Below are 18,014 nucleotides of genomic sequence, written 5' to 3'. Positions count from 1 at the left end.
CACCTTTTGTCCGCGGCTGGCATCTGCAGGCTCGATTTTGAGAGCCAGACAGCGGCGAGATGGATACCCCCGTTTCAGGATGGCGGAGATGCCGCCGTTTTCGGGCTGCAGGCCGGGGCATTACCCTCTGGCAGAGTCCCGAGCAAACCGATAGATAAGATTTGTACATCTAAATCAGGAGTGATCAATGTCCTCACGCAGAGAACTCGCCAATGCCATCCGCGCTTTGAGCATGGATGCCGTGCAGAAAGCCAACTCCGGCCATCCCGGTGCGCCCATGGGTATGGCGGACATCGCCGAAGTCCTATGGAACGGCCACATGAAGCACAATCCGGCCAACCCGGACTGGGCCGACCGCGACCGTTTCATCCTTTCCAACGGTCACGGCTCGATGCTGATCTACTCCCTGCTGCATCTGACCGGCTACGACCTCAGTATGGATGACCTAAAGAACTTCCGTCAGTTGCACGCCAAAACTCCGGGGCATCCCGAGTACGGTTACGCTCCCGGCGTTGAGACTACCACCGGCCCCTTGGGTCAGGGCATTACCAACGGTGTGGGCATGGCGCTGGCCGAGAAGACCCTGGCGGCCCAGTTCAATCGTCGCGGCCACGAGATCGTCGATCATCACACCTACGTCTTCATGGGCGACGGCTGCATGATGGAAGGTATCTCTCACGAAGCCTGCTCCCTGGCCGGTACTCTGGGTCTGGGCAAGCTGATCGCCTTTTGGGACGACAACGGCATCACCATCGACGGTCACGTCGAGGGCTGGTTCACTGACGATACCCCCAAGCGTTTCGAGGCTTACGGCTGGCACGTCATCCCTGGTGTCGATGGTCACGATGCAGACGCCCTGAACGCGGCGATCGAAGCGGCCAAGGCGGTTACCGATAAGCCGACCCTGATCTGCTGCAAGACCACCATCGGTTTCGGCTCTCCGAACCTGGCCGGTACCCACGACTGCCACGGTGCGCCGCTGGGTGATGATGAGATCAAGCTGACCCGCGAGCAGCTGGACTGGAATTACGGTCCATTCGAGATCCCGGAAGATATCTATGCCGGTTGGGACGCGAAGGATGCTGGTGCAGCCGCCGAGTCTGCCTGGAATGAGAAGTTCGCCGCTTACGAGGCCGCACATCCCGAGCTGGCCGCCGAGTTCAAACGCCGCATGGCCGGCGAACTGCCTGCCAACTGGGAAGAGGAATCCAACAAGTTCATCGCTTCCGTCAATGCAGCGGCTGAGTCCCCTGCGACCCGCAAGGCCTCCCAGAACACCCTCAACGGTTACGGTCCGCTACTGCCTGAGTTTCTGGGCGGCTCTGCCGACCTGACCCCCTCCAACCTGACCTCCTGGTCCGGTTGCAAGGCAATCACTGAGGGTCACGCCGACGGCAACTACATCTCCTACGGTGTGCGCGAATTCGGTATGTCCGCCATCATGAACGGTGCCACTTTGCACGGCGGTTTTATCCCCTATGGCGCCACCTTCCTGATGTTCTCCGAGTACGCTCGCAATGCCCTGCGCATGGCGGCGCTGATGAAGATTCAGTCGATCTTCGTCTACACTCACGACTCCATCGGACTGGGTGAGGACGGCCCGACCCATCAGCCAGTCGAGCAGATTCCGACCCTGCGTATGATCCCCAATATGAATACCTGGCGTCCTGCCGATGCGGTCGAGACCGCAGTGGCCTGGAAGTGCGCGGTAGAGAAGAAGGACGGCCCCTCCACCCTGATCTTCTCCCGTCAGAACCTGCAGCACCAGAAACGTAACGACGCGCAGATCGCCGACATCGCCAAGGGCGGCTACGTGCTGGTCGACTGCGACGGTACTCCAGATGTGATCGTCATCGCCACTGGTTCTGAAGTCGATCTGGCAGTCAAGGCTGCGGCCGAGTCCGACAAGAAGGTGCGTGTGGTCTCCATGCCCTGCACCAACGTCTTCGATGCCCAGGACGCGGATTATAAAGAGTCCGTGCTGCCGGCTGCCTGCACCGCCCGCGTGGCAGTCGAGGCCGCGGTCACTGATAGCTGGTACAAATATGTCGGTTTGAACGGCAAGGTGATCGGTGTTGATCGCTTCGGTGAGTCCGCACCGGCGGGTCAGCTCTTCAAAGAGTTCGGCTTCACCGTGGAAAACGTTGTCGCAGCGATCAACGAAGTTTCCGCCTAAGGCATTGCAACGGACGCCGCGAGGCGTCCGTTAAGCAGATCAATTAACGACAAAATATTACGTTTTAACGGAGAATCAAACATGACTATCAAAGTAGGTATTAATGGTTTCGGTCGTATCGGCCGCATGGCTTTCCGCGCAATCGCTAAGGATTTCGCTGGTGACATCGAAGTCGTTGGTATCAACGACCTGCTGGACGCTGACTACCTCGCATACATGCTGAAGTACGACTCCGTACATGGTAACTTCGATGGCGACATCGCTGTAGACGGCAGCAACCTGGTTGTTAACGGTAAGAACATCCGTTTGACCGCTGAGCGTGATCCGGCCAACTTGGCCTGGGGCGACATCGGCGCCGATCTGGTTATCGAGTGCACTGGCTTCTTCCTGACCGAAGAGACCTGCCAGAAGCACATCGACGCAGGCGCCAAGAAGGTTGTCATGTCTGCGCCTTCCAAAGACGGCACCCCCATGTTTGTACACGGTGTTAACCACGAGACCTACGAAGGCCAGGCCATCGTTTCCGCGGCTTCCTGCACCACCAACTGCCTGGCACCTGTCGCCAAGGTCCTGAACGACAAGTGGGGCATCAAGCGTGGCCTGATGACCACCGTTCACGCTGCAACCGCTACCCAGAAGACCGTTGACGGTCCTTCCATGAAAGATTGGCGTGGTGGCCGTGGTATCCTGGAAAACATCATCCCGTCTTCCACTGGTGCTGCCAAAGCTGTGGGTGTTGTACTGCCTGAGCTGAACGGCAAACTGACCGGTATGGCCTTCCGCGTACCGACCTCTGATGTTTCTGTAGTCGACCTGACTGTTGAGCTGGAAAAAGATGCGTCTTACGACGACATCTGTGCGGCCATGAAGGAAGCCTCCGAATCCGGTCCGATGAGCGAGACTCTGGGTTACACCGACGAGAAGGTTGTTTCCACCGACTTCCGCGGATGCGGTAACTCGTCCATCTTCGATGCAGGTGCTGGCATCGCACTGGATGGCACCTTCATCAAGGTGGTTTCCTGGTATGACAACGAGTACGGCTACACCTGCAACATGCTGCGCTTTGTGAAGCACGTATCGGCGTAACTGATAGCCTTGTCCAGCCTTCGGCTAGCAGTGGGTACACAATTTGCTGCTAGCCGGTAGGTTGGGTTGAGCATGGCGAACCCCAACAGATTGTTGTTGCGGGATTTCGTTCACTCGACCCAGCCTACGCTGGCTGTTCGTTAAGCGACTTCTCGGCTGAGAGGTGGTTTACCAAACAGTCATATCTTTTAGAACACTTATGAAGGAGTTGATCATGGCTTTCATCAAGCTCACCGATCTCGATCTTGCCGGCAAGCGCGTTCTTATCCGTGCTGACCTGAACGTTCCTGTCAAAGACGGCAAGGTCACCTCCGACGCCCGCATCACTGCCTCTATGCCGACTATCGAACACTGTGTCAAGGCTGGCGCTAAGGTGCAGGTTATGTCGCACCGTGGGCGTCCGGAAGAGGGCAAGGCCGACGATGAAAACTCCATGCAGCCGATCGCTGAAGACATGTCTGCTAAGCTGGGCACAAGCGTGCGCCTGGTGAAGGATTATCTGGAGAACACCCCTGAAGTGGCGGACGGCGAAGTCGTGCTGTTTGAGAACGTGCGTTTCAACGCCGGTGAGAAGAAGGACAACGAAGAGCTGGCTAAGAAGTACGCAGCTCTGTGCGACGTCTTCGTGATGGATGCCTTCGGTACCGCCCACCGCGCCCAGGCCTCTACCCACGGTGTCGGCAAATTCGCCCCCACCGCTTGCGCCGGCCTGCTGCTGGCCAGCGAATTGGATAACCTGGCTAATGCGCTGGCCAATCCGGCCCGCCCGATGGTCGCCATTGTTGGTGGCTCCAAAGTCTCCACCAAGTTGACGGTGCTGGAGGCCCTCTCTGAGAAGGTTGATCAGCTAGTGGTCGGTGGTGGTATCGCCAACACCTTCCTCAAGGCGATGGGCAACAATGTCGGTAAGTCTCTTTGTGAAGACGACCTGGTTGATACCGCCAAGGCCCTGGTGGAGAAGATGACGGCCCGTGGTGCCAATATCCCGATCGCCACCGATGTGGTCTGCGGTAAGAATTTTGCGGAAGCCGAGCCGGCTGTGTTGAAAGCAGCAGGGGATGTGGAAGACGACGACATGATCTTCGATATTGGCCCCGACTCCGCCAAGGAGCTGGCCGACATCATCGCCAAGGCAGGCACCGTGGTGTGGAATGGCCCCGTGGGTGTGTTTGAGTTCGATCAGTTTGGTGAGGGTACCAAGACTGTCGCCATGGCCATTGCCGATTCCGACTGCTTCAGTTTGGCTGGTGGCGGCGACACGATTGCCGCTATCCAGAAATATGACATCTACGATAAAGTCACCTATATCTCTACCGCCGGCGGCGCCTTCCTCGAGTATCTTGAAGGCAAGACCCTGCCTGCTGTGGCGATGCTTGAAGAGTGTGCCAAGGGCTGATCTCTGGTAGGAGCGGCGCCTTGCGCCGCGATTTATACTACTTCTTCGCGCCAAGGGGCGACGCTCCTACAACTGAGTTAAATATGCCAAGACGTACAAAGATCGTTGCAACCCTGGGCCCGGCCACAGACGACCCCAAGGTAATGGACAAACTAATCCATGCCGGGGTGGATGTGGTTCGCCTCAACCTCTCCCATGATCCTCATGATCAGCAGCGTGAGCGTGCTGAGCGCATCCGTGATCGTTCCCGCGCCAGTGGCCGTCAGGTCGGTGTGCTGTGCGACCTGCAGGGACCGAAAATACGTATCGGGCGCTTCAAATCCGACTTCGTGATGCTGGAAGAGGATGGCGCGTTCATCCTCGATGCCGAATGCCCACTCACCGATGGCGATGATGAGCGTGTTGGTCTGACCTATCCGGATCTGATCAACGACGTCGCTCGCGGCGATACCCTGCTGCTGGATGATGGGGCCATTGTGCTCTGGATCGCCGAAGTGGAGGGCAAGCAGGTCCACTGTAAGGTGGTGGTCGGTGGTAAGCTCTCCAACAATAAGGGCATCAACAAGCAGGGTGGCGGTCTCTCTGCACCGGCCCTCACCGAGAAAGACAAGCAAGACATCAAGTTCGCTGCCGAGATCGATGCGGATTATCTAGCCGTCTCTTTCGTGCGCTGCGCGGATGACGTGCGCGAGGCACGTCGCCTGCTGGAGGAGGCCGGTGGTGACGGGGGTATTGTCGCCAAGATCGAGCGGGCCGAAGCGCTGGATGTCATAGAAGAGATCATCGAGGCCTCGGATGCGATCATGGTGGCGCGCGGCGACCTGGGTGTGGAGATCGGTGATGCCGAGCTTCCAGCGGTTCAGAAAGAGCTGATCAGGACGGCACGACGCATGAACAGCGTGGTGATCACCGCCACCCAGATGATGCAGTCGATGATCGAAAGTCCGATCCCGACCCGCGCCGAGGTGTTCGACGTGGCCAATGCGGTGCTTGATGGCACCGATGCAGTGATGCTCTCAGCCGAGACATCGGTGGGCAAATATCCCCATAAAGTGGTCGAGGCCATGGATCGAGTCTGCATCGAGGCGGAAAAACAGGCCTCCGTGAAGCGCTCGAAACACCGCATCGATTCGGTGTTTGGTCGGGTCGATGAGGCGATAGCCATGGCCAGCATGTACACCGCCAACCATCTTGGGGTGAAGGCGATTGCAGCGCTTACCGAGTCTGGTTCCACCCCGCAATGGATGTCGCGCATCAGCTCTGGTATCCCGATCTACGCGTTGACCCGCAATGTGAAGACTCGTCGAAAAGTGACCCTATTCCGCGGTGTCTATCCGGTTAGCTTCGACGTCGCCAGCACCGACTACAACCAGGTCAATGAAGAGGTGATCGACGAACTACTGCGTCGCGGCGAGGTACGTGATAATGACTTGGTGCTGATCACCAAGGGCGATCGCTCCGGTGTGGAGGGGCAGACCAACATCATGAAGATCATGCGGGTCGGCGAACACATGCGCTATCGGGGTGATTGAGCAGAGCACGAACTCCAAGAAAGAATTTAAAGCTCGGAACGACAGGCTGTTGCTAGCTTCTGTTCCGGCGATCCAATGGACGGTTTTTTTGGTTTTGACACTACAGATTAGGAGGCAATCATGGCCCTGATTTCCCTGCGCCAGCTTCTCGACCACGCTGCCGAGAACGGCTACGGACTTCCGGCGTTTAACGTCAACAACATGGAACAGGTACACGCTATCATGCAGGCCGCTGATGCGGTTGACAGCCCTGTTATCCTGCAGGGCTCTGCTGGTGCCCGCTCCTACGCAGGTGAGCCCTTCCTGCGCCACTTGATCGAGGCGGCGATCGAGATGTATCCGCACATCCCGGTCTGCATGCACCAGGATCACGGTGCTTCCCCAGACATCTGCCTGCGTTCCATCCAGTCCGGTTTCAGCTCGGTGATGATGGACGGCTCGTTGATGTCCGACGGCAAGACCCCTTCCTCCTTTGAGTACAACGTGAATGTCACCAAACAGGTCGTGCAGATGGCGCACGCCGGCGGTGTTTCCGTCGAGGGTGAGCTGGGCTGCCTGGGCTCTCTGGAGACCGGTGAGATGGGTGAGGAAGATGGCCACGGAGCCGAGGGCAAGCTGGACATGGATCAGCTGCTGACCGGTGTTGAAGAGGCTGCGGACTTTGTCAAGCAGACCGGCGTGGATGCTCTGGCCATCGCCATCGGCACCTCCCACGGCGCCTACAAGTTCACCCAGGAGCCCACCGGTGAGATCCTGCGTATCGATCGCATCAAAGAGATCCACGCGCGCATCCCCAACACCCACCTGGTGATGCACGGTTCTTCCTCGGTGCCACAGGAGTGGCTGAAGATCATCAACGACTACGGCGGTGACATGGGCCAGACCTATGGCGTACCGGTTGGAGAGATCGTCGAAGGTATCAAGTCCGGCGTGCGTAAGGTCAACATCGACACCGATCTGCGCATGGCCTCCACTGGCTCCGTTCGCCGTCACCTGGAAGAGAACAAGAGCAACTTCGATCCGCGTAAGTTCCTCAAAGAGGCGACCAAGGCGATGTCCGATATCTGCAAGAGCCGCTACGAAGCATTTGGTTCTGCCGGCATGGCCTCCAAGATCACCCCGATCTCCCTGGAGAAAATGTTCGAAAGGTATGCAACAGGCGAGCTTGATCCCAAGGTCAGCTGATTGGCCGCAGCATACTAAAAAAGGGGCCTTAGGGCCCCTTTTTTTATCATCTGATTTTGCTTCAGGCAGCCCTATTGGTGGGATTCAGCGGGGGGAGGGGATCAGTCCGGAGCGCGAGAGAAAATCTTTCAGTTTGTTGGGGTTGAACCCGGTAAGCTGCTGCTCTCCCACCACAAACATGGGGACGCTACGTCCGCCAATACTGAAGAATTTCTTCTGGATCTTGTTTGGTTTCCCGACATCAAAGTCGAGAAAGGGGACGCCGTGCTGCTTCAACCAGGCTTTGGCCTGTCTGCAGTGCTTGCACTGCTGGGTAGTGTAGATCACGACCTTTGCTGTTTTTTCTTCTTGGCCATTCATGTGCAAGGCAGTTACCGTATGTTCTCTGTCCTGTGGTAAGTGGGCGTAACATTTGTTACGTCCCACGCTAGCTGACGACTTAGTTTCCTGTCAACTGTCGTTCCGCCTCGCGGTATTTTTCGGCCGTTTTGTTGATGATTTCGGCGGGCAGTTCCGGGGCGGGCGGGGTCTTGTCCCAATCCAGGGTTTCCAGATAGTCCCGCACAAACTGTTTGTCGAAGCTCGGTGGGCTGATTCCCGGTCGGTATTGATCAGCCGGCCAGAAACGGGATGAGTCAGGGGTGAGCGCCTCATCGATCAGGTGCACCACACCGTTATCGTCCAGCCCGAACTCGAACTTGGTGTCGGCAATGATGATGCCTTTGCTCCGCGCATACTCCGCCGCCTCGGTGTAGATGTGCAGACTGAGATCGCGCACCTGCTCTGCGAGTTCACCGCCGAGCAGTTCGACGGTCTTGTCGAAGCTGATGTTCTCGTCGTGTTCGCCAACTGCGGCTTTGGTGGAGGGGGTGTAGATCGCCTCTGGCAGCTTGTCGGCCTGCTGTAGCCCCTGCGGTAGCTGGATGCCACAGACAGCGCCGCTGCGCTGGTAATCCTTCCAGCCGGAGCCGATCAGATAGCCGCGCACTATGGCCTCCACCGGCAGTGGTTTGAGGCGGCGTACCAGTAGCGCCCGGTCACCCAGTGCGGCTCGCTGGTCGGCATCGGTGATGATGCTGCTGAGCGGCAGGTCGGAGAGGTGGTTTGGTACCAGCGCTTCGGTGCGCTTGAACCAGAAGTTGGAGACCCGGGTCAGTACCTCGCCCTTGCCGGGGATCGGCTGCGGCAGGACCACATCGAATGCCGAGAGACGATCGGTGGTGACGATCAGCAGATGATGGCTGTCGACTTCGTAGATGTCCCTGACTTTGCCGCGATTGAGCAGATGCAAATCGGGGAGTTCGGATTGGAAGAGGGTGTTAGCAGTTTCGATCATAGCGGTTGCCGTGGATACAAATCGGCATTATAACCGGATTTTTCGCCGGGCAGCCTGCAAAAAAAACAATTGCTTGGCTGATAAGCGGCTGTATAAACGCAACTCTTGACTGACGGCCTGATAGGGCCGCATCCAGATCGCACCGCGCAGCGTATAGCTGGGAGGAGAGAGAACTTGAGAGGATCGCTCACATGACAGAACAACAGCACTATCTGGTGGCATTTCGTGGCAGCTTTACCTCGGCACTTCGTTGGCACCATCTGGATGACCTGTGGGGTGTGTTGAGGGAAGATGCCGAAGGCGGCTGGTATGTCTATGCAGTCGGCGAGACGCCGCCCAGTACGGTGCTGGACAGTGCTGCATTCAACCGCTTCATCAGCGAGATCGACACCCTGCTGCGGGAAGAGCATAAGGAGAACTACTGTGGCATCGTCTATGCGGATGATCTCAGGCAGCCCAGCTTCGTCAAGATCTACGACCCGAACAACCTGGGAGTCTCCTGCGGTTACAGTGACAACCCTCCTCTACCGGGTTGGGTGCTGAGCAAAATTCCGCCGGTGGATCTACCGGCAACCCAGCAGCTGCCGAATAATCGCAAACGCTGGTGGAGGCGTCTGTTCAGCAGCTAATAAATCCATGATCAGGAGCCGGAAATAGTCCGGCAACGGCATGTTAGACTGCCCCTCCAATAACCATGATCACGACTACGTATTTGGGGCTCCCGGGTGAACTATGACAGAGAATAAGACAGCAGAGTTCGAGATGTCGTTGAATGACCGGCTCGATATGACCCAGAGTGTGTTGAATATGCTCGAGAGCTGGGGCCTGCGGGCGGAAGAGATGATGGCGCTGCTCAGTGTCGAAGGTAAACCCCGCCACTTCATGCGCTATCGACAGGATACCCCCTTTCCTCATACTCCGGAGCTGATGACGCGGATCGAGTACTTGGTGCGTATCGATGACGCCCTGCGCACCACCTATCCGGGCAACCCGCAGATAGGGCGGCGCTGGTTCCGTCAGGCCAATCACAAGCTAAGTCGCCGTACCCCCCTGTCAGTGATGCTGGATGGCGAGAAGGGGATGGTCAGCGTGCTCTGTCACCTCGACTGCACCTTTGCCTGGGATATGAGTGGATCCCGCAACACCTCCTGTCGGACTCTCTGACGTACTTGGCTGGACGGTGTTAGGCGTGAGCCTCACGCCGCCGCAGCCAGACCTCCAGCCCCTGACTGTTGAGCTCGAGATCGAGAGCCAGCAGCGCCAGGCACTGCTCCTGCGGCAGTTGGCAGCCACGCCGCTGTAGTGCTTCCAGCGCCCAGCTTTCCAAGCCAGTGCGGATCTGCGCCTGGCGATCCTCCTCGTTGGCTTGCAGCGCGATCTCAACAAATGTCTCCAGACCCTCCCGCAGCTGCGTCGCCAGCTGCTCCACCCCGGTGACCGCTCCGAAGTGAGTCAGGTAGATCACCTTGGGCCTGTAGCTCAGCAGCCGATCGAGGGTGGCGTTCCAGGCATCCGGGTCGAACTGCACCGGGGTGGTGGTGGGAAGCAGAAAGGCGCCGCTGTCTGTATCGAACTCCCGGTAGGAGAGACCGAAGGTGTCGCCGCTGAAGAAGCCATTGGTCTGGGAGTCGTGGATGCAGATATGGTGACGGGCGTGGCCAGGGGTGTCGAGACACTCCAGGCGGCGTCTGCCCAGCTCCAGGGTAAGTCCATCTTCAGCCTCGATCACCCGTTCCGCCGCCACCGGGATGATTTCGCCATAGAGACGCTCAAATTCCGCCTTGCCGTAGACCGCGATGGTGCCGGCGATCAGCTTGGCCGGATCGATCAGGTGGCGTGCGCCGAACGGATGCACCACCAACTGCGCATTTGGCAGCGCCCGCATCAGCGCCCCAGCGCCCCCCGCATGGTCAAGATGCACATGGGTGGGAATAACATACTTCACCGCCTCCCGCACCAGCCCGCGCTGCTCCAGCGCCTGCAGCAGCAGCGGCAGGGAGTGGCTGGTCCCGGTGTCGACAAAGGCCGCCTCACCTTGGGATTCCAACAGATAACAGGCAGCCAGACCGGGACGCTGATACTCGGTGTCGATCCGGACGATCCCGCCAGGCAGGGTTTCGATCGGGGCAGGCTGCATCGCGGTCACCTGGGTCAAATCGGCATCAATCTCAGCGAGCCGCCGTCGGGATCAGCTTCTGAAACTTGCGTTTCACCTTCTCCGGGAAGAGCAGCAACCAGAACATCACAAACAGCACTAGGCCGCCGGCCAAGGCGCCATAGCCCATGGCACTGACCGGCGATTCCGGCATCGCCATTTTGATCCCCAGCAGGGTCAGCAAGTAGGGCAGAGCGCACAGTAGTGGCACCCCAAAGGCGCGGTGCAGATAGCGCCAGAGCGGGATCTGCAACACCCGGCTGGCATGGATCGGCACCAGGATACCATAGGCCAGCAGCTCAGGGACCAACACTATCCAGGCGGCCCGGTCAAGGCTCCAGCCGATCGAATTCAGTATCGGAATGCCGATCGACAGGGAGGCGACAAACGCCAGTGCAGCGCGCATTGCGATATAGCCGTGCTCGTTCATTCCCATCAGGAAGCGGAAGCTGGGTTGCTGTGAGATGGGGAGGAAGAAGCCGCAGCCGAGCAGCACTATCAACGGGATATTGACATAGTCACTGCCCATCCAGACCTGCATCAGCACATCGCCGAACACCACAAACGGGATCATCATGGTCAGCGCCAGAGCGGCGGCATACTTCGCCGCGGAGAACAGCAGATCCTGCAGCTCCTTGAGCTTGCCCGACTGCTGCACCGCACCCACCGTGGGCACCAGCACATGGGCGAACTTTTTCATAAAGGTCTCAACGTGGCGGATCAGCGAGAAGGGGCGGGCGAACACCGCCAGCGAAGCCGGTCCCAGATTGCTCAACAGGAAGATGTAGACGGTCTGGATCGAGAGGATCGGCACCAGATCGGTGATCAGGGTCTTGCCGCCAAAGTTGAACATGGTCCTGGCGTGTGCCATCGATGCCAGCTTGGGTGCGATGCGCATCTCCGGGCAGACTTTGAAGACCACCGTCACCCGGGTCAGCTCCGCCATCAGGGTGACGATGAAGTAGACCATCGCGATCTCCTTCAGGCCGCCACCCAGCTTCAGTGCGATGATCATGCAGATTACGTTGAGGGTGTAGAAACCCGAGGCGATGCCGTTCTGCAGCCCCCACTTGTGGTAGCCGGTGATCACCCCGCGCGAGGTTTGCAGCGCCAGCTCGAAGCTGAAGCCGAGGCCGAGAAACAGCACCACCCACTGTGCCTCCTCGGTGTGGCCGGCCAGCTTGTCGGCGAACTGGGTTGGTAGCAGGAAGTAGAGCCCGATGACGGCAGTGGCCACCAGCAGCGCCATGCAGACCTGGATAAAGGCCACCGTGGTGACCGCACCGCGCAGCTTGTCGAACTCGCCGGCGGCACGGTAGGTGCCCACATAGCGGGTTACCGAGGAGGTGAAGCCGAGACCGCTGATGCGCAGGTAGGAGACGATCGACCAGCCGAAGTCCCAGATGCCCAGCGCACTCTGGCCGATAGTGTCGTCGATGATGCGCGGCATGATGAAGCCGGCGATGATGAAGACCAGATGGCCGGCCCAGCTGACCAGCGTATTCTTTAGCAGCGACTGGCGTCCGGTGACGTCGCTGCCCTTTTGGGAGTTGGATTCGCTCATCGGCGGCGGGCCCTTCCTTAATTCGATTGCGGGGGGGAGTGAGTGCTTATTTAGGGCGCCTAATCATGCCCCCTGTACCGGGCAAAATCTATAATTGTGAACGGCTACAGAGAACCTGGTTCCAGTTTGGCGAGGAGAGCGTCAGATCACCGGGGTTTTGCTTGGCGCACCGACCTCTTCTCGCACCAGTTTTGGCACCAGATATCCTGGCAGTGCGGCCAGCAGCGCCTGGTAGATCTGCTGACTCTTTGCCGCCGGGAGCTCGAAATGGGCCGCGCCATCGACCCGGTCGAGCAGGTGCAGATAGTAGGGCATCACGCCAGCATCAAACAGCTGTTCGCTCAACTCCGCCAGCGTCTCCGCCGAGTCGTTCACCCCCCTGAGCAGCACCGACTGGTTGAGCAGGCGGATGCCTTGTTCGCTCAGCTGCTGCAGGCCATCGGCCACCGCTGCGCTGATCTCCCGTGGATGATTGGCGTGGATCACCATTACCGTCTGCAGTCGGGAAGCGGTGAGCAGGTGGGCGAGCGATTCGCTGATCCGCTCCGGCAGCACCACCGGCAGGCGGCTGTGCAGACGCAAACGCCGCAGATGGGGGATCGCTGCGAGGTCATCAAGCCAGCCGGCGAGACGCCGGTCGTCCAGCAGCAGCGGGTCGCCGCCGCTGAGGATCACCTCGCTGAGTGATTCGTCCCGGCGTAGATGCTCGAGGATCTGTCGCTGCTGGCGCGGTGTGGCTGAACCCTGCTGGTAGGGGTAGTGGCGGCGGAAGCAGTAGCGGCAGTTGATGGCACAGGCGCCAGTGGCGATCAATAGCGCTCGTCCCCGGTACTTCTGCAGCAGACCGGGCAGTGCCTCGGCCTGCAGATCGCCCACCGGATTGGTATCGAAGCCCGCTTGGTCCTGCAGCTCCTGGGCCAGTGGCAGCACCTGGCGCAGCAGCGGGTCGGCGGGGTCGCCCTTGCGCATCAGCGCCGCGTAGCCCAGCGGTACTCGTAGCGGGAAGGTTGTGGCGGCCTGCAGCGCCGCCGGCAGCAGGGCCGGGTCGAGTTGTAGGAACTCAAACAGCGCCTGGGGGTGGGTAAAGGCCCCGGCAAGGGCTGTCTGCCAGGGCGTACCCTGCAAAGATGGCGCACTCTCAGGTATGATGTGCGCCGCGATTTCAAAGTTATTCGAGGATGTCATGGCAACCTACAGCACCAATGAGTTCAAGGGCGGTTTGAAGATTATGATGGACGGGGATCCCTGTTCCATTATTGAAAACGAATTCGTCAAGCCAGGCAAAGGTCAGGCCTTCAACCGGGTCAAGATCCGTAACCTGAAGACCGGTCGGGTGCTGGAGAAGACCTTCAAATCGGGGGAGTCGGTGGAGGCCGCCGATGTGCACGAGACAGATATGCAGTACCTCTACACCGACGGTGATTTCTGGTACTTCATGGACCCCGAATCCTTCGAACAGGTCAATGCTGACAAGACAGCGGTGGCCGATTCGATCAAATGGCTCAAAGAGCAGGATATGTGCACCGTGACCCTGTGGAACGGTAACCCGATCATCGTCACGCCGCCCAACTTTGTCGTGCTGGAGGTGACCGATACCGACCCCGGCCTGAAGGGCGACACCTCCGGCAGCGGCGGCAAGCCGGCCACACTTTCAACCGGTGCGGTGGTGCGGGTGCCGCTGTTCGTGCAGATCGGTGATGTGATCAAGGTCAGCACTGTCTCCGGCGAATACCAGGGCCGCGCCAAAGAGGATTGATCGCCTCCATGAGCGCGACGCATGAGTGGCGCCCGTTCGCCTCGCTAGCAATGCTGCAGGCGCGCGCGGAGCTGCTCGCTGCGATCCGTGACTTCTTTCGACAGGCTGGGGTTCTCGAGGTGGAGACCCCGGTCTGTTCCCGCTTCGCTGTTACCGATCTGGCCATCGAGAGCCTTACCAGTCGCTACACTGGACCGGGCGCCCCGGCGGGGCTCGGGCTGTTCCTGCATACTTCTCCTGAATTCCCTATGAAGCGGCTGCTCGCCGCCGGCAGCGGACCGATCTACGAGATCTGCAAGGTGTTTCGTGATGGCGAGCTGGGGCGACGCCACAACCCGGAGTTCACCCTGCTGGAGTGGTACCGGCCCGGCTTCGATCACCGGCAGCTGATGGGTGAGGTGGCCGAGCTGGTCAACCGGCTGCTGCCCGAACCAAGACCTGTAGAGCGACTCGCTTACGCAGAGGCCTTTCACCGCCATCTGGGGATCGATATCCAGGCTTTCGATGCGACTGGTCTGCAGCAGGTTGCGCAGCGTGAACAGATTTCCGGCGCAGAGTCGCTGCAGCTCGACTGGGACGGCTGGCTCGACCTGCTGCTGAGCCATGCCATTGAACCGCACCTGGGGCGCGGTACTCTCTGTTTTCTGTACGACTACCCGGCCAGCCAGGCGGCTTTGGCGAGAGTGCGGCCTGGTAATCCCCCCGTGGCGGAGCGTTTCGAGCTCTATCTGGAGGGGATGGAGATCGCCAATGGTTTTCACGAATTGAGCGATGCTGATGAGCAACGGCGGCGGTTTGAGGTGGATAATCAGAACCGCCGCGCTGCCGGACTGGTAGAACCACCGATGGATGAGTATCTGCTCGCTGCGCTGCAGGCCGGGCTGCCTGACTGCGCCGGCGTGGCGCTGGGCATCGACCGGTTGCTGATGCAGGTCAGCGGCGCCGAGCAGATCCGGCAGGTGCTCGCCTTCCCCTTTGAACGGGCCTGATCTGGCTGCCCGCACACTCTTTCTATACTTTGGTTGAAGAAGAGACTCGTTCTCGGTTGATCCACATAGGAAGGTGTGATGCGACACCATCTGCCTGTTGTCTGCCTCTGCTGCGCGCTGTTGAGTGTTGGTGGTGCGTTTGCCGATCTGTCAGCCCCGCCAGGGAGGGAGGTGGCTGCCGGGGGTGAGAACTCGCAGCCGCTGCCACCTCTGCTGCTCACTTTGGTCAGTGGGTTGCCCAACTGGAGCCATCTGGCCGATTTTTACCAGGCCAGAGAGGGCCGGCCAGTGTGGCATCAGCATGAGCGGCTCAATCCTTGGGGGCTGGTGCTGCTGGAGTGGATCGAGAATGCATCGACTGAAGGGCTCAACCCGGTGGAGTACCATCTGTCGACCCTGCAGCAGCTGGGTCATCGTCTCGACACGCCCGCGATCCTGTTGCGGGAGTTAGTGTTTACGGATGCCTTCCTGAAGCTGGCGCGGGATCTCAACAGCGGGCGTTTCAATGCGGCCCGGCTCGATCCGGCCTGGCACCATCCGGCTGAGAGCTTCGAGCCGTTGGACTATCTGCAGCAGCAGCTGAAAGCGGGGCAGCCGGAGCAGCTGTTTTCCTCGCTGCTACCCACCACCCCCGGCTATCTGCGTCTGAAACAGGCGCTCGACCGCTACCAGGGGATCGAACAGCAGGGAGGTTGGCCCGGCCTGGAAGGCGAACTGCTGTTGCATCTGGGGATGCGCCATCCCGATGTGGTACTGCTGCGGCAGCGGTTGCGGTTCGAGGAGCCGGCTGCCGTGGAAGAGGCTGATGATCCTGAATATTTCGATGCGCCGCTGCTGCTCGCCATCAAACGCTTTCAGCAGCGCCACGGCCTGCTGGATGATGGTCTGATGGGGCCGCAGACTCGCGCCGCTCTTAACCAACCGGTGGCGCAGCGCATCCTGCAGTTGCGTGCCAACCTGGAGCGCTGGCGCTGGCTGCCGCGCCAGCTCGACAATCCGCACCTGCTGGTCAATACCGCCGGTTTTGAACTGACCTTGATGGTGGATGGTCAGCCACAGCTGCAAAGCCGCTCGATCAACGGTCGCCTCAGTCGTCAGACCACCTCCTTCCAGGGGCGCATCACACAGTTGATCGTCAATCCTGCCTGGACCGTGCCACGACGCATCGCGGTGGAGGATCTGCTGCCGAAACAGCAGCAGGATGCCGACTATCTGGAGCGTAGGGGCTTCCAGGTGCTACAGCGCGTGCAGGGTGAGTGGCGGGAGGTCGACCCCTGGTTGGTGGAGTGGCAGCGCTTCGACAAGAACAACTTCCCCTATGTGCTGCGCCAGTTTCCTGGGGAGAACAACAGCCTGGGGCGGATCAAGTTCCAGATGCCCAACCCCTACGCGATCTATCTGCACGACACCCCGGCTGTTGGCCTGTTCGATAAGCCGCGTCGCGCCTTCAGCTCTGGTTGTGTGCGGGTGGAGAAGGCGCGGCAGCTGGCCGGGTTGCTGCTGCAGAACGAGAATGCCCCGCAGCACAATCTGCTGCTGGATATTGAATCTGGAGAGACCCGCATCCAACCGTTGTCACAGCCACTGACGGTCTATCTCACCTACTTCACCAGCTGGGTGGACGAAGCGGGCAGGGTGCAGTTTCGTCCCGATATCTATGCAAGGAACGGGCTGTTGCTGAGGCTGTTGCAACACACCGACCAGATTGCCAGAGATGGACGCTCAACCCGGCAGCTGGCAGAGGCAGATTGATCCTCGCTGACTTATCGACTCCTCACTAAGGAGCCTCTGATTAAGTCATGAACTCGTATCTTGTGCCCAGACTATCCAGCTTCTGCGTGGCAAATCTCGGCAACGGCTCCATGCGTTACTCTACCTCCTGCATCCATGTAGTCGTTCGCAAGAGCCAGCTATCCCCGACAGGGATGTAGGGGAGGAGCGTGAGCAGGGAGCAGTAACTTTACGTGTGATTTGCGCCTTGAGTCTGAACATTCTGAATCACAATCCACTTCGCCCAGACTTAATCAGAGGCTTATAAACCTGGAATTGTGAATGGAATCACAAGGATGGCGTACCCCGGTCATAATCTGATACTCTTTGCATGGTCTTTTTGGCGGCCCTGCCGAATCATCGGGCAGAGTAACCAGTTATCCGGATTAGCGAAGTATGTCAGAACAGATTCAAGTCCCGCAGATTGAGTGCCCAGATACCAGCCGGCGTCATTTTCTCAGCGGTTGTGTTGCCCTCGGCAGCGCCTTGACCGCCCCCTCCCTGTTCGCCTCGATCGGGCAGCAACAGGAACGCAGTATCGCCCTGCACCATCTGCACACCGGCGAACGGGAGAAGCTGGCCTACTGGGCGGACGGCGAGTATCTGGCAGAGAATCTGCGGCGCCTCAACCAGCTGCTGCGTGACCACCGCACTGGCGACAGCACCCTGATGGACCCGAAGCTGCTTGACCTGCTATATCGCCTGCAGAGCAGCGTCGGGCGGGTAGGGGAGTTTCAGGTGATCTCCGGCTATCGCTCACCTAAGAGCAATGCCATGCTGCGTGGCAAAAGCAATGGTGTCGCCAAGCGCAGTCTGCACATGCAGGGCAAGGCGATCGACGTCCGTCTGCCGGGAACTGAACTGAAAGAGCTGCGCAAGGCGGCCCTGGCGCTAAAGGCGGGTGGCGTCGGCTTCTACCCAAAATCCAACTTCATTCACGTCGACACCGGCCGCGTGCGTTTCTGGTAGCTCCGGCTTGGCCTCCATGGATGGAGGAAATGCAGGGGGATTGCTGAGAACAATCCCTGCCAGCCGGACATTGTGCATCACCCTGTAGGCGCGCCGCGAG

The 18,014-nt window shown here is 59.4% G+C and carries 16 protein-coding genes; 11 read left to right on the top strand and 5 right to left on the bottom strand.

Features of this window, described 5'->3' with window-relative positions; all coding sequences use genetic code 11:
- Nucleotides 1–187 precede the first annotated feature (187 nt).
- From tkt to fba, 5 genes are all read left to right on the top strand, one after another.
- Nucleotides 188–2,176 carry a transketolase gene (gene tkt / locus L0Y14_RS12960; protein ID WP_005965607.1) on the top strand — a complete coding sequence of 663 codons (1,989 nt, stop codon included), beginning with the start codon at nt 188–190 and terminating at the stop codon, nt 2,174–2,176.
- An 81-nt stretch (nt 2,177–2,257) separates the two neighbouring features.
- Nucleotides 2,258–3,262 (top strand): type I glyceraldehyde-3-phosphate dehydrogenase, encoded by a 1,005-nt coding sequence (gene gap / locus L0Y14_RS12955; protein WP_005965605.1) that lies wholly within the window; start codon nt 2,258–2,260, stop codon nt 3,260–3,262.
- A 214-nt stretch (nt 3,263–3,476) separates the two neighbouring features.
- Nucleotides 3,477–4,658: a phosphoglycerate kinase gene (locus L0Y14_RS12950; protein WP_040819599.1), complete on the top strand. Its 1,182-nt coding sequence runs from the start codon at nt 3,477–3,479 to the stop codon at nt 4,656–4,658.
- An 83-nt stretch (nt 4,659–4,741) separates the two neighbouring features.
- Nucleotides 4,742–6,190, top strand: a complete 1,449-nt coding sequence (gene pyk, locus L0Y14_RS12945) for a pyruvate kinase (RefSeq protein ID WP_006474818.1) — start codon at nt 4,742–4,744, stop codon at nt 6,188–6,190.
- A gap of 120 nt (nt 6,191–6,310) precedes the next feature.
- The gene (gene fba / locus L0Y14_RS12940; RefSeq protein WP_005965598.1) at nt 6,311–7,375 is read left to right on the top strand and encodes a class II fructose-bisphosphate aldolase; all 1,065 of its coding nucleotides are present in this window, start codon (nt 6,311–6,313) and stop codon (nt 7,373–7,375) included.
- A gap of 84 nt (nt 7,376–7,459) precedes the next feature.
- Here the strand turns inward: fba and L0Y14_RS12935 are convergent, their stop codons facing one another.
- Complete coding sequence (locus L0Y14_RS12935; protein ID WP_232433094.1) at nt 7,460–7,702, bottom strand: glutaredoxin family protein; 243 nt, start codon at nt 7,700–7,702, stop codon at nt 7,460–7,462.
- A gap of 112 nt (nt 7,703–7,814) precedes the next feature.
- Complete coding sequence (locus tag L0Y14_RS12930; protein WP_006474814.1) at nt 7,815–8,711, bottom strand: phosphoribosylaminoimidazolesuccinocarboxamide synthase; 897 nt, start codon at nt 8,709–8,711, stop codon at nt 7,815–7,817.
- Between the two features lie 191 nt (nt 8,712–8,902).
- On the opposite strand from L0Y14_RS12930, the gene L0Y14_RS12925 reads away from it, so the two are divergent.
- Nucleotides 8,903–9,340, top strand: a complete 438-nt coding sequence (locus L0Y14_RS12925; RefSeq protein ID WP_005965592.1) for a hypothetical protein — start codon at nt 8,903–8,905, stop codon at nt 9,338–9,340.
- 103 nt (nt 9,341–9,443) lie between these two features.
- On the top strand, nt 9,444–9,875 hold the full coding sequence (locus tag L0Y14_RS12920) for a DUF2384 domain-containing protein (RefSeq protein ID WP_006474813.1): 432 nt from the start codon (nt 9,444–9,446) through the stop codon (nt 9,873–9,875).
- Nucleotides 9,876–9,894: 19 nt separating this feature from the next.
- Here the strand turns inward: L0Y14_RS12920 and L0Y14_RS12915 are convergent, their stop codons facing one another.
- The 3 genes from L0Y14_RS12915 to epmB all read right to left on the bottom strand — a co-directional run bounded on the left by L0Y14_RS12915 (nt 9,895) and on the right by epmB (nt 13,615).
- Complete coding sequence (locus tag L0Y14_RS12915) at nt 9,895–10,848, bottom strand: MBL fold metallo-hydrolase (protein ID WP_305790608.1); 954 nt, start codon at nt 10,846–10,848, stop codon at nt 9,895–9,897.
- A 31-nt stretch (nt 10,849–10,879) separates the two neighbouring features.
- A complete protein-coding gene (locus L0Y14_RS12910) occupies nt 10,880–12,430 on the bottom strand; it encodes a lipopolysaccharide biosynthesis protein (protein WP_005966343.1) in 1,551 nt (516 codons plus the stop codon).
- A gap of 141 nt (nt 12,431–12,571) precedes the next feature.
- A complete protein-coding gene (gene epmB, locus L0Y14_RS12905; RefSeq protein ID WP_005966341.1) occupies nt 12,572–13,615 on the bottom strand; it encodes an EF-P beta-lysylation protein EpmB in 1,044 nt (347 codons plus the stop codon).
- Between epmB and efp the strand changes: the two genes are divergently transcribed.
- The 4 genes from efp to mepK all read left to right on the top strand — a co-directional run bounded on the left by efp (nt 13,614) and on the right by mepK (nt 17,914).
- Entirely contained in the window at nt 13,614–14,186 is a 573-nt protein-coding gene (gene efp / locus L0Y14_RS12900) for an elongation factor P (protein WP_006474810.1), read from the top strand. The genes epmB and efp overlap by 2 nt on opposite strands.
- A gap of 8 nt (nt 14,187–14,194) precedes the next feature.
- Nucleotides 14,195–15,175 carry an EF-P lysine aminoacylase EpmA gene (gene epmA, locus L0Y14_RS12895; protein WP_039960681.1) on the top strand — a complete coding sequence of 327 codons (981 nt, stop codon included), beginning with the start codon at nt 14,195–14,197 and terminating at the stop codon, nt 15,173–15,175.
- A gap of 78 nt (nt 15,176–15,253) precedes the next feature.
- Complete coding sequence (locus L0Y14_RS12890) at nt 15,254–16,927, top strand: L,D-transpeptidase family protein (RefSeq protein ID WP_006474807.1); 1,674 nt, start codon at nt 15,254–15,256, stop codon at nt 16,925–16,927.
- A 414-nt stretch (nt 16,928–17,341) separates the two neighbouring features.
- Nucleotides 17,342–17,914, top strand: a complete 573-nt coding sequence (gene mepK / locus L0Y14_RS12885) for a peptidoglycan L,D-endopeptidase MepK (protein ID WP_006474806.1) — start codon at nt 17,342–17,344, stop codon at nt 17,912–17,914.
- Nucleotides 17,915–18,014 lie beyond the last annotated feature (100 nt).

Source organism: Candidatus Endoriftia persephonae, assembly GCF_023733635.1.
Classification (GTDB): Bacteria; Pseudomonadota; Gammaproteobacteria; order Chromatiales; family Chromatiaceae; genus Endoriftia; species Endoriftia persephonae.
This window is presented reverse-complemented; position numbering and strand designations above follow the sequence as displayed.